Genomic DNA, 12,295 nt, shown 5'->3' on the forward strand with positions numbered 1-12,295 from the left:
CACGTAAGTATTCCCTGACAAAAAAGGAGTGCGAATAAATTCAGCACTCCTTTGGTCATTTAGGCGGCAGCTATGCTCGCCACAGCACGTTCAAAACGAGCTAGACCTTCAGCAATATCTGCCTCAGGGATCACCAGAGAAGGAGCAAAACGTACCACGTTAGCACCCGCCATCAGGCTCATTAAGCCTTCAGCGACAGAGGCCACCAAGAAGTCGCGTGAACGGCCTTGGTATTGTTCATTAAGAACGGCCCCTAACAGCAAACCTTTACCGCGTACTTCTGAAAATACATGATATTTCTCATTAATTTTGTTCAAACCATCGCGCAATAACTGCTCGCGATGTTTAACGCCGTCTAACACTTCAGGCGTATTCACTACGTCTAACACAGCATTACCAATAGCGCAGGCTAATGGGTTACCGCCATAGGTAGAACCGTGAGTGCCCACTTTTAGATGTTCAGCAATCTCAGCCGTTGTCAGCATAGCTGCGATAGGGAAACCACCGCCGAGTGCTTTAGCTGTGGTTAAAATGTCAGGCACGATTTCAGTACCCATGTAAGCGTACAGTTCGCCAGTACGACCCACACCTGTTTGCACTTCATCAAAAATCACTAGCGCATTGTGCTTGTTAGCCAGTTCACGCACAGCTTTTAGGAATGCAGGATCGGCATCGATAATACCGCCCTCGCCTTGCAGCGGCTCAAGCATGATGGCACAGGTTCTGTCCGTTACTGCAGCTTCTAATGCAGCAACATCGTTAAATGGCAGGTGAGTAATGCTCTGCGGCTTAGGACCAAAACCATCGGAATAGGCAGCTTGTCCACCGACGCTCACGGTGAAGAAGGTACGGCCGTGGAAGGCTTTATCAAACGCTATGATTTCGTCTTTCTCAACGCCGTGCTTTTCTAAGGCGTAACGACGGGCAAGTTTCAATGCGGCTTCGTTGGCTTCGGCGCCAGAGTTGGCAAAATACACTTTGTCGGCAAACGTGCTGTTAACTAATTTAGTCGCTAATTCTAAGGCAGGCTCGTTCGTCATTACGTTTGACAGGTGCCATAATTTTTCGCCTTGTGTTTTAAGGGCATTCACAAGAGCTGGATGACAGTGACCTAAGCAATTTACCGCAATACCGCCAGCAAAATCGATAAACTCGTTCCCCTCTTGGTCCCAAACTCGGCTTCCTTCGCCACGAACAGGGATCACAGCAGCAGGCGCATAATTAGGCACCATCACTGCGTCAAACTGGGCACGGTCTAACTTCATATCAACGCTCATTCTTCTTCGTCCTTTGTGTTTGTTTAACGGCGCCTTGCACCGTCAGAGTCCCATAGGTATCTTTATCTAGAGTTAGTGATACTGGGATTGCTTGTGTCTATTAATAACCATTATTAGCGAAAATGTGATCAAAATACCAGTTTTTCACAAACATCAATCCTCGCACTTCCACCCAAAGTGCATAAAGATTGCGGTTTAAGAACTATACAAGCGGTTATTCCAGTGGCTTTCAGCATAATTAGTCATAAAAAAAGTTATTTACCCCTCATTTTGCTAGCTATTCACTGAATGTGAATAACTACACCATTTTAACGAATCAAGTGTGAAAGCACAAAATGGCTAATTTTCGACCTCACTTCAAGGGCTTCGGGCAATAAATTGAACAAGGGAAACACATGGGGCATGTTAGGGTAAAAACAGCCCGTTATCTCGCCACCGCTGGCTTTGACTTGGGCAACTAAGCGCTCAGAATCCTGCAATAACAGCTCCCGCGTACCCGCAATCACTAAGATGGGCGGCAGATCTGCCAAGTCCCCCTGCAAGGGGGAAACTTTTGCTGACATGGGGTCGGCACCCGCAAGATAAGCGCCACGTAAACGCAGCAAAGCTTCGATGGTGAAGAAGGGATCGTCAGCCGCGAGTATCAGCTCAGTATCCCCGGTTAGTGCTAAATCCAACGCGGGCGATAACAGGATGCAGGCCGTCGGTAATGGCAGGGCTAAACGCTTTAATTCCAGCATCAAACTCAGGGCTAAATTGCCGCCAGCAGAGTCGCCCATGAGGATCACATTCTCAGCGCCCTTAAGCACGATTAATCGCCTATAGGCTTCAAGCACATCATCAAATGGCGCAGGAAAAGGATGCTCAGGTGCGAGACGATAATCAGGAATATAGGCATCCAATTTACAACGTTGGCTGATATCCGCGATTAATCTTGCGTGGGCATGGGGCGTTTTAAAACAAAAACCTCCGCCTCGGATATAAAACAGATTGCCAAGGCGAGTTTGCTCATTGAGAAGCACATAGTGCAGCAAGCTAGAGTGTTGCAAAGGGATGGTGGCACTGACTAACTTATCCGGCCAAGGAAGCCAACGTTTATCGAGATCAAGCAACTTTTTACGCACTTGCGCTAGGGGAACTTTGGCCTTGCCGCGACTGATGGATGGCCTAGCAACATAAGATAAAATAGTATTCAGTACAGATGCTTGCCAGCTTGGCATATCCCTTCCTCTACTTAAACGCCGCCATCCCGACGCTCAAGTCGCAGGTCGTGGACTACAGCAGATCTAACTTCCTATAATTCTGTGCTTTTAAGCGCAGCACTTCTTGCTCAGTTAACTCGTAATAATCGAACATTAAACGCTTTTCTTGGGGATCGATTTGACGCATTTCTTCGAGCAACACCACCTTAGCATAACAGTTTGCCCGCGCGACTAATGCGGCCTGCGGTGACAATTCTCGATAGCTTAAGGTCAGGTCTAACTCCTTCAATAACCCAGTCAAAGGGCTCGCTTCAAACTTAAGTAACTCTAATAGCTGCCAGTTAAGTTTATGACCATGGCTTAACACTTGTTCAAACACCGCTTTGGCCGGAAACTCAGTGGCAATCACCGCATCATACACTTCCTTGTCACGGCTGCTGCTGGCTTCCCTTATCCACGCTCCCCAGGTTTGATCGAATAAGCGCGCGCTCAAACTCAGCACAACCGAGGTGCCTAATTGATTGAGTAAGGCACTACTATAAACTAAGGCTGAGTCAGTATTATGAAGCTGAGCCAACGCATTGGCCGCGATACCACTGACTATGCTGTAGCGCCACAATTTACGGGTAGTCCACAACAACTTAGCATTGGCGCTCGGCAGCCAATTACGCAGGCAAAAGTAAGGAATAATCGTTCGCAGGTTTTCGATGCCGATGTAATTCATCACCAATTTAATATCAGTGACTCGCACATCTGAGCTCTGAGGCCGGCGGGCACGAAAAGACGGGCTGTTGACCATATTGGTTAAGTCGCGGCACAACCAACTTAAGTTACTGATCAGCGGTCTTAATCGCGTCGCATCAAGATTTTTTGCCAGCAGTAATTCCAGCAACAGAATTTGCGATTCATTGATCTCTGACTTAGCCAGAACCAGTTCGGGGGACGCGAGTTGATGCTCGATGGCGTTATTGACCGTTTCATGCAGCTGGCTCGACACGGCTTCGAACACTTCTTTGGCTTTAATTTGTTTCATCAAACGCGCTAAAATCGCTTCGCGCTCAACATCTAACTTATTCGCATCGGCCTCTAATTCAAGGTCGAGATCATCCAAAAGAGTCGGGCTCGCTTTATGCTTTCCGAGGATCAATTGCTGATAGAGTCTGTGCTCTATCTCTATAATTTTGCCGGGTCTTACACCGCCCGCAACCGAAATCGCCACTATAAATCTTTCCTATATCGCTAATGCCCGAGTGACGTCAAAACAATCAAACTCTCAAAATCATTACAATTTCAGCACATACACTTAATCTTAGCAATAACGCAAAGTCGCAGAACACAAACATAGTGTTATATCGGATATTTCCTACTCAGTTGGCCAATAAAAAGGCCTCACGTAGAGACCTTTACAGGAAATAGAGCTAAGTTATTTGAGTTCTTGTTCGAATAACTTATAGATACGGCGGTATTCGTCTAACCAGCTAGAAGGCTGACGGAAACCATGGGGCTCGACAGGATAAATCGCCGTTTCAAAGTTCGGTTTTTCCAGTTCGATCAAATGCTGCACCATACGCACGCTGTCTTGGAAGAAAACGTTGTCGTCCATAACGCCACTCATAATAAGCAGTGGTTTCGTTAATCCTTGGGCATGCTCAATCGGAGAGCTGCGCTCATAAGCGATAGGATCGACATCAGGCGTATTTAAGATGTTGGAGGTATAAGGCGCATTATAATGTGCCCAGTCCGCCACAGGACGCAGTGCGGCTCCTGCTTGGAACAGGTCAGGTGCAGTGAACAATGACATAAAAGTTAAGAATCCGCCGTAGGAACCACCATAAGTCCCGACACGTTGAGTATCGACATTCGTATTGGTTCCCATCCAGCTAACGCCATCCTTTAAGTCTTCCACTTCTGGATGACCCATATTGCGATAAATCGCGGTGCGCCAATCTCGGCCATAACCTTTAGAGCCACGGTAATCCATGTCCATCACCACATAGCCTTGCTGAGTCAGCAGGTTGTGGAACATAAATTCGCGGAAGTAACCGCTAAAGCCATAGTCAGCATTTTGCAGATAACCTGCACCGTGGTTGAAAATCACCGCAGGGTATTTCTCGGCGCGGGATTTATCATAGCCTTGTGGCAAATAAACGCGGGCGTACACCTTGCCAGCACCATAGCTTGAAGGTACAGCGACCACTTCTGGTGCCTGCCATGGATAGTTTTTAAAGGCATCGCTGGTGTAAGACGTCAGCTGCTTTAACTCACCGCCAATGGGTTGAACATAAAGCTCATTTGGCTGAGTGCGGCGTGAGGCATTAAGTAGTAGCTGAGTGCCATCAGGACTTAGGCTGTAATCTAAGTTGCCATCCCACTGCGTTAATTGCTCATTTTTACCTGTTGCTAAGTTCACCCGGTGAACGTTATAAATGCCAGGGTGAGTTTGGTTAGCTTTGTAGTAGATATAATTCGCGTCCGGTGACAGCTGGATGTCGCTCACAACAAACTTGCCTTGGGTTAAGGCGCGCGGCTTTTCACTGAGTCCTTTCACATAGAGCTGCGAATAACCTGATTCTTCCGACAAATAGTACAGAGAATCCGTCCCCGGCAACCAACCGAATTGATTGTAGTCGTAATTCACCCAAGCGTCGTCATGCAAACGATGTTCGGTGGTGAATTTACCCTTAGTTAAATCGACACTGGCGATCCAGCGATCTTTGTTATCGGTGGCTTCTAGCATCAGGGCTAATTTATCTTCCGATTCATGCCACTGAATCGCGCTCTGAGTCCAGCCCCAATCCTGAATTAGCTGAATCTTGCGTGGCGCTTTAGTGCTTTGGTAAGTTTCGCCTTTCGCTTTAGCATTCTCAGCTTTCACTTTGGCAAGCACATCTTCATCAAAACCAGTCAGGCCCTCGATAGTAATATCGACTTGTTTATGCTGGTTTAAATCAAGCACTACAAAGCGCTGTCCTGGTGGCGTATCTTCAGCCACACGTGCACGTACTGGCACTGGGTCGATATAACCGTCGCTGCCTAAGTAGTTAGGCATGATGTCGTGTTCGCTACTGCCGGTGTAATTCTTATCGGTCAGGGCGAGTAAAATATAGCGGCCATCCGGTGACAGGCTGAGCTCTGACACCACTTCGCTATCGCCTAAATACCAAGTGCTGGCGGCGAGCGTTGGATCGCTTTTTTGCAATTCATCTTTGTACTGTGCTTTGGCTTTAGCATTCTCTTGCTGCAGCGCTACATACTTAATCAATCTGTGCTGTTGCTTGGCAAGGTAAGATGTTGGCTCTTTTACACCTTCCGGTGCTTTCGCCATTTTAATTTCAGCAAGTTGCTCGACTAAGCCTGAGTCTTGATGAATTTGGAAAACATTGTCGCCCTGCCAATAGGCGATATCGCCATTATTGAGATAACGCACACCATCGATGGCACTGCGCTGACGAGTCAGTTGGCTGATTTTACCTGTGCTTAATTGCTTAACAAAAATGTTGCCCTGATACAGATAAGCCTTGTGGGACTTAGCGCGATCAAACACGCCAAACTGCTGATCTGCCGCGTGTAATTTATCAAGCGCTAGCTCGACGGCGCGACTGTCATTGATGCCTTGCTGATAATAACTGCGCAGAGGTGAAGCACTCGCTTGGCGGGCAAACAGCACGCTTTGGCTATCGTCGCTCCAGTAAGCCTCTTTGGCGAAAACCCCCATCCAATCGGGATTTGCCATAATTTGACTAAGCGTAAGCGCCTGTGAAACCTGTGGCGGTTGGGCTAAGGGAACTTGGAATGCTTGCGGGGATGATGCAGGAGCTGCTGTTTCAGTCGATGTCGCTGCGCAACCTGCCAACACGGCAACCGCTAACGCACTTAAACCCAAATTTCGCATTACGCTTCTCATTTGTCCTTCCTTTTATTGTTATCGCAATGGCTACATGACCCAGTCTAGTTGATCTGCTGGTTTTGCCTATTCGCGTAGTTTTGCCGAAGTTATAGCATAGTTAATCGCTAAACTTGCTTAAAAAAAGGATAAATCTTGTAACAGAAATTGATAGTACGAATATAGTGCGGGGAGTTTTTAGGACGAGGAGTTTTTAGGGCGAGGAAATTATACAGGCACAGCAGGTTGAGCTAAAAAATTGGCTAACAGTTCGAGACCTTGCTCGGTGAGAATGGATTCGGGATGAAATTGCACCCCATAAAGCGGTAAGTCTTGATGGCTCATAGCCATGATTTCTCGGCCGTGAATTGCATCGTCAAACCAAGCATCGAGAACAAAACCTTTAGGCACAGCATCTACCAATAACGAGTGATAACGTGTGACGGTTAAGGGCTGATTTAATCCCTCAAATAACCGCTGGCCAGTGTGCGCAATGGCGCTGACCTTGCCGTGCATTACCCGCTCGGCACGCACCACATTGGCACCAAAAACCTGCGCCATCGCCTGATGCCCTAAACACACACCGAGGATCGGCATGCGCGTGGCAAAATGTTTAATCGCCGCAAGGGAAATCCCCGCCTCATTGGGAGTGCAAGGGCCGGGCGAAATCACCAGATGAGTAGGCGCAAGCGCCTCGATTTCGGCGATGCTAATTTCGTCATTACGTTTGACCACTATCTCTTGCCCTAGCTGCTGAAAATACTGCACTAAGTTAAAGGTAAAAGAGTCGTAATTATCGATCATTAGCAACATACAAGATCCATTGGCCTAAATGGGTAAAGGTAACGCATATCCGACGGATGAATGCGGGCGCAAATGCTACCACACCTTATCCTCAAGGTTTAGCCAATTACGGCGATAAAATACAGCGACAAAAAAGCCAGTCATAGGACTGGCTTAGTTTTAAAACAACTTGGGCATTTCACCACAGCTCTTTAGCGGTCGTTATTTTACGACGGTTAAATGGCTGCGACGCTTAGGTGGTTCATCAGTCGGTTCAGGCGCTTTATCGTTTGTTTCAACAACCGATAAAGATGAATCGACTTCATCGTCCACCAGGTAAGCATCTTCAATATCGAAGACAGTGCCAGCACCGTTTTCACGGGCATAAATAGCGACAATCGACGCCATTGGCAACATCACCTGCTGGGGAACACCACCGAAACGCGCATTGAACTCCACAAACTCATTGCTAATTTGCAAATTGCCCACTGCGCCAGCAGCGATATTCAACACTATCTGGCCATCCTTCACGTATTGCTGCGGTACTTGAGTGCCTTCAACAAAGGCATCCACCACAACGTGAGGAGTCAATTGGTTGTCCATCAACCAATCATAGTAAGCCCTTAGTAAATAAGGACGATTTGGAGTCAAAGGTTTCATTACATACCCATGCGCATTTCGCGTTCAGCTTCAGTTAGAGAAGCTTTAAACGATTCACGCTCAAAAATACGTGTCATGTACGCTTTGATATCTTTAGCTACACGGCTATCTAGCTCAATACCTAATACAGGTAAGCGCCATAACAATGGGCCAAGGTAGCAATCCGCTAGACCAAATTCTTCGCTCATGAAGTAAGGCACTTCACCGAAGATAGGTGCAATAGCGATCAGGCTTTCAGTCAGCTCTTTACGAGCGGCTTCAACACGATCACCCTTACGGATACGGTCAACTAGCGAATACCAGTCTGTATCTATGCGGTGCATCATCAAACGGCTTTGGCCGCGAGATACTGGATAAACTGGCATCAAAGGCGGATGAGGAAAACGCTCATCCAAATATTCCATGATAATGCGTGATTCGTATAAAACGAGTTCACGGTCTACCAAAGTTGGCACTGAGTTATATGGATTTACTTCGAGCAAATCCTCAGGCATTTCGTTAGGGTCGACCTGTAAAACATCAACAGTAACCCCTTTCTCAGCTAACACGATACGTACTTGATGGCTATACAGATCATCAGCACCTGAAAACAGTGTCATGATAGAGCGTTTGTTGGCAGCAACAGCCATTGATACCCTCCAGAATCGAAATAAAACAAAAGTAAACGAGGGGCTAAGCCCCCCGTTTACACTATGCGGATATTACATTTTACCCGTTATTGGTGCCTAGTGTACATCTTTCCAATACTCTTTCTTCAAGAGGTAGGCCACAATAAAGAATATAAACAGGAATCCGAGTACCCACCACCCCATAGCTTTACGCTCTAGTTGGACAGGTTCAGCCGAATAGACTAAGAAACCCGTGATATCACGAACCGCTTGATCGTACTCTTCCGCATTTAATTTACCGCCAGTAACCACAACAGTGCCATCTTCTTGCTTGACTGGTGTGCCTTGTAACTCTTCGAGTACATGTGGCATACCAACAGATGGGAATACTGTGTTATTCACACCAAATGGGCGACTAGGATCTTTATAGAAGCCTTTCAGATATGAATAAACCCAATCTTCGCCACGAACGCGGGCAACCAAAGTTAAGTCTGGCGGTGTAGCACCAAACCACTTAGCCGAATCTTTATGTGGAATCGCGTTTTGCATCAGCTCACCAATTTTGGCATCGGTGAACATATACTTGTTACGCATATCATCCGCAGAGATACCGATATCGGTAGCGACACGTTCATAACGTTGATACTGAGTGCTATGACAACCAGAACAGTAATGTTGGAACAGGTCCACACCACGTTCTAAGGAAGCTTTATCATGCAGATCAACATTGGCTTTTTCTAAATGTACGTGCCCAGTCGCAGCAATAGCCAGCGTCGGCAACAGTGTAACTAATGCAATCAGTAATTTTTTCATCAGTGTGTCAACCTCGCTGGAACAGGCTTAGTTTTCTCATTCTTACTGTAAATGAACAGCAACAAGAAGTAGCCAAAATACGTCACAGTGAAGATACGCGCAGCGATCGTCAGCTCAGGTGTTGCAGGCACAGCGCCTAAATAACCTAAGACGATGAAAGAAATAGCAAACTGAGCAATGTTCAGCTTGTGTAGCGTGCTACGGTAGCGAATTGACTTCACTTTACAACGATCTAACCAAGGCAATACGAACAGTACTGCAATCGACAGACCCATCATAACAACACCAGTCAACTTGTCTGGAATCGCACGAAGGATGGCGTAGAAAGGTGTAAAGTACCACACAGGTGCAATGTGCACAGGCGTCTTCATCGGGTTAGCCGCTTCGAAGTTCGGGCCTTCTAAGAAGTAACCACCGCCCTCTGGTACGAAGAACATGACCCAGCAGAATACGATCAGGAAGCCAGCGACGCCCATGATGTCTTTTACTGTGTAGTATGGGTGGAATGGAATACCATCAACTGGCCAGCCATTCTCGTCTTTGTTCTTCTTAATTTCGATACCGTCTGGGTTGTTTGAACCCACTTCGTGTAGCGCAATTAAGTGTAAGAACACGAGGACCACTAATACTAACGGCAGTGCAATCACGTGCAGCGCGAAGAATCGGTTCAGTGTCGCGCCAGAGATCACGAAGTCACCACGGATCCACAGGGTTAAATCGTCACCAATAACGGGGATAGCACCGAACAGAGAGATAATTACCTGCGCGCCCCAGTATGACATTTGACCCCATGGTAGCAAGTAGCCCATAAAGGCTTCAGCCATCAACACGAGGAAAATCAACATACCGAACAACCACAGTAGTTCTCTAGGCTTCTGATATGAACCGTAAATCAAACCACGGAACATGTGCAGATAGATCACTACGAAGAACGCTGAAGCACCGGTAGAATGCATATAACGCAGCAACCAACCGTATTCAACGTCACGCATGATGTACTCAACAGAAGCGAATGCGCCTTCTGCTGTTGGTACATAGTTCATCGTCAACCAGATACCCGTCAGTAATTGGTTAACCAATACCAACATCGCTAGTGAACCGAAAAAGTACCAAAAGTTAAAGTTAGTTGGCGTAGCATACTGACCCACGTGACGGTTATAAGTCGCCGTCATTGGGATACGAGCATCAATCCAATTAATTAAATTCTTAACCATTACGCCACTCCTTTATCTACACCGATAATCACGGTGCCATCATCAACGTATTGATGTGGAGGGATAACTAGGTTCAATGGAGCAGGTACGCCTTGGAACACGCGACCAGCCATATCGAACTTAGAGCCATGACATGGACAGAAGAAACCAGAAGTGACACCTTCAACTTGCTCACCAAATGAATCTGGCAAATAAGTAGGTGAACATCCGAGGTGGGTACAAATACCGACAGCAATAAAATACTCTGGCTTAATTGAGCGCAAAGGATTTGTTGCATAATCAGGCTGCTGCATTTCGGCAGAAGCAGGATCTCTTAACTTATCATCATGTGTTGGCAGTTCATTGATCACAGCATCTGTGCGACGGACAACCCATACAGGTTTTCCACGCCACTCAACACGGATCAGCTGACCTGGCTCTACTTTACTGATATTTACTTCGACCGGTGCACCTGCAGCTTTCGCTTTGGCACTCGGATTCCATGACTTGATGAAAGGAACCGCTACAGCGACGGCACCAGCACCACCTACTACGGCGGTTGCGGCTGTCAGGAATCTGCGACGTCCGGTATCGACTGGCGCATTGCTCATCCACTTATCTCCCAGAGGGTGTTGGAATTTTTATATTTCAAAGACTTTCGGCCCTTAGTCATCACTAGGGTCAAAAATCGAAGTTTGAAGCGGGGCTCATTATAGCTAAAAATTAGAAGCAGATCATAGTGAAAACACGCAAGTAAGTTAGGGAGATTGCGTGTTTTTTAAAAAAAGTCTAAAAAAGACCCAACTATTAACCCGTTTTAATCCATTTGGATCATATTTTGAGCATCTTGTCTGTGACATCGGCATAAAGCATGCATCGCTAATATGAATTAGCCCTGACTTTTCAATCTAAGTTAACAATCGCCAGATAAAAAATAGGCCCTGGGTAACAGGGCCTATTAGATCAATACTTTTAACGTATTACTTCTTAGGTGCAGTGCTCTTCATATACTTGAAGAACTCGCTATCAGGCTCTAACACCATGATATCGGACTTGCCTGAGAAGCTGGCACGATAGGCTTCTAAGCTACGAACAAAGCCGAAGAACTCAGCATCTTTGCTGTAAGCATCAGAATATATCTTCGCGGCTAATGCATCACCTTCACCACGAATGGTTAAGGCTTTACGCTCAGCTTCAGCAATCTTCACTGTTACATTGGCATCAATCGTTGCACGAATGATTTCAGATTGCTCTTTACCTTGTGCTCTATGCTCTTTTGCCACAGCTTGACGCTCGGCACGCATACGTTGGTAAATACTGTTACTGACGTTAGCAGGTAAATTGATTTGCTTTACACGCACATCGACAACTTCAATACCTAAGTCTTTGGCGCTTTCTGAAGCGTTTTCTAACGCGTCATTTTGCAATTCATCACGCTTACCAGAGACAATCTCTCTGATAGTGCGACGACCAAACTCAGTACGTAAATCGTTGTTGATCTTACGTTGTAATAGCGATTCTGCATTCGACTTAATACCACCGTTTGTAGACAGGTAATATTTTTCGAAATCTGCAATACGCCACTTCACATAGGAATCGACCATAAGGTCTTTCTTCTCTGAAGTCACAAAACGATCAGCAGCACCATCGAGTGTTTGAATACGGGCATCGAGTAATTTTACTTTATCGATCACAGGCACTTTAATGTGCAGACCTGGACCGTAGACGCGGGTGACTCGATTACCGTCAACGTTGTCTTTTAAAATTTCCCCGAAACGCGCCACAATTGCGCGCTCACCTTCATTCACCACCATTAAAGATGACAAACCAATACCTAAGAGTACGGCGATAAGAATAACGCTTAATCTACCCATGG

11 protein-coding genes are annotated in these 12,295 nt (G+C 46.4%); all 11 read right to left on the reverse strand.

The window, feature by feature from the left end; translation table 11 throughout:
• Positions 1-59: 59 nt before the first annotated feature.
• The 11 genes from KV201_RS00800 to hflC all read right to left on the reverse strand — a co-directional run bounded on the left by KV201_RS00800 (position 60) and on the right by hflC (position 12,293).
• On the reverse strand, positions 60-1,277 hold the full coding sequence (locus KV201_RS00800) for an aspartate aminotransferase family protein (protein ID WP_006080073.1): 1,218 nt from the start codon (positions 1,275-1,277) through the stop codon (positions 60-62).
• A gap of 308 nt (positions 1,278-1,585) precedes the next feature.
• Positions 1,586-2,497: an alpha/beta hydrolase gene (locus KV201_RS00805; RefSeq protein ID WP_226058249.1), complete on the reverse strand. Its 912-nt coding sequence runs from the start codon at positions 2,495-2,497 to the stop codon at positions 1,586-1,588.
• Positions 2,498-2,552: 55 nt separating this feature from the next.
• Entirely contained in the window at positions 2,553-3,698 is a 1,146-nt protein-coding gene (locus KV201_RS00810) for an HDOD domain-containing protein (RefSeq protein ID WP_006080071.1), read from the reverse strand.
• Positions 3,699-3,902: 204 nt separating this feature from the next.
• On the reverse strand, positions 3,903-6,383 hold the full coding sequence (locus KV201_RS00815) for a prolyl oligopeptidase family serine peptidase (protein WP_226058250.1): 2,481 nt from the start codon (positions 6,381-6,383) through the stop codon (positions 3,903-3,905).
• A gap of 207 nt (positions 6,384-6,590) precedes the next feature.
• Complete coding sequence (locus tag KV201_RS00820) at positions 6,591-7,175, reverse strand: aminodeoxychorismate/anthranilate synthase component II (RefSeq protein ID WP_226058251.1); 585 nt, start codon at positions 7,173-7,175, stop codon at positions 6,591-6,593.
• A 192-nt stretch (positions 7,176-7,367) separates the two neighbouring features.
• Positions 7,368-7,805, reverse strand: coding sequence for a ClpXP protease specificity-enhancing factor (locus KV201_RS00825; RefSeq protein ID WP_006080066.1), 438 nt, complete (start codon positions 7,803-7,805; stop codon positions 7,368-7,370).
• Positions 7,805-8,434, reverse strand: coding sequence for a stringent starvation protein SspA (gene sspA / locus KV201_RS00830; protein WP_006080065.1), 630 nt, complete (start codon positions 8,432-8,434; stop codon positions 7,805-7,807). Before sspA ends, KV201_RS00825 begins: the two co-directional genes overlap by 1 nt.
• A 96-nt stretch (positions 8,435-8,530) precedes the next feature.
• Positions 8,531-9,226 (reverse strand): cytochrome c1, encoded by a 696-nt coding sequence (locus KV201_RS00835; protein ID WP_012588618.1) that lies wholly within the window; start codon positions 9,224-9,226, stop codon positions 8,531-8,533.
• Complete coding sequence (locus tag KV201_RS00840) at positions 9,226-10,440, reverse strand: cytochrome bc complex cytochrome b subunit (RefSeq protein ID WP_011845727.1); 1,215 nt, start codon at positions 10,438-10,440, stop codon at positions 9,226-9,228. Before KV201_RS00840 ends, KV201_RS00835 begins: the two co-directional genes overlap by 1 nt.
• Positions 10,440-11,030 (reverse strand): ubiquinol-cytochrome c reductase iron-sulfur subunit, encoded by a 591-nt coding sequence (gene petA / locus KV201_RS00845; protein WP_006080059.1) that lies wholly within the window; start codon positions 11,028-11,030, stop codon positions 10,440-10,442. Before petA ends, KV201_RS00840 begins: the two co-directional genes overlap by 1 nt.
• A gap of 369 nt (positions 11,031-11,399) precedes the next feature.
• The gene (gene hflC, locus KV201_RS00850; RefSeq protein ID WP_006080058.1) at positions 11,400-12,293 is read right to left on the reverse strand and encodes a protease modulator HflC; all 894 of its coding nucleotides are present in this window, start codon (positions 12,291-12,293) and stop codon (positions 11,400-11,402) included.
• Positions 12,294-12,295 lie beyond the last annotated feature (2 nt).

It is taken from the genome of Shewanella sp. SR1 (genome assembly GCF_020447145.1).
GTDB lineage: Bacteria > Pseudomonadota > Gammaproteobacteria > Enterobacterales > Shewanellaceae > Shewanella > Shewanella baltica.

What these genes read in the sequence shown, in the direction of transcription:
- KV201_RS00800 (WP_006080073.1), bottom strand. Translation starts at nt 1,277, where the DNA reads ATGAGCGTTGATATGAAGTTAGACCGTGCCCAGTTTGACGCAGTGATG.
- KV201_RS00805 (WP_226058249.1), bottom strand. Translation starts at nt 2,497, where the DNA reads ATGCCAAGCTGGCAAGCATCTGTACTGAATACTATTTTATCTTATGTT.
- KV201_RS00815 (WP_226058250.1), bottom strand. Translation starts at nt 6,383, where the DNA reads ATGAGAAGCGTAATGCGAAATTTGGGTTTAAGTGCGTTAGCGGTTGCC.
- KV201_RS00820 (WP_226058251.1), bottom strand. Translation starts at nt 7,175, where the DNA reads ATGTTGCTAATGATCGATAATTACGACTCTTTTACCTTTAACTTAGTG.
- KV201_RS00825 (WP_006080066.1), bottom strand. Translation starts at nt 7,805, where the DNA reads ATGAAACCTTTGACTCCAAATCGTCCTTATTTACTAAGGGCTTACTAT.
- sspA (WP_006080065.1), bottom strand. Translation starts at nt 8,434, where the DNA reads ATGGCTGTTGCTGCCAACAAACGCTCTATCATGACACTGTTTTCAGGT.
- KV201_RS00835 (WP_012588618.1), bottom strand. Translation starts at nt 9,226, where the DNA reads ATGAAAAAATTACTGATTGCATTAGTTACACTGTTGCCGACGCTGGCT.
- KV201_RS00840 (WP_011845727.1), bottom strand. Translation starts at nt 10,440, where the DNA reads ATGGTTAAGAATTTAATTAATTGGATTGATGCTCGTATCCCAATGACG.
- petA (WP_006080059.1), bottom strand. Translation starts at nt 11,030, where the DNA reads ATGAGCAATGCGCCAGTCGATACCGGACGTCGCAGATTCCTGACAGCC.
- hflC (WP_006080058.1), bottom strand. Translation starts at nt 12,293, where the DNA reads ATGGGTAGATTAAGCGTTATTCTTATCGCCGTACTCTTAGGTATTGGT.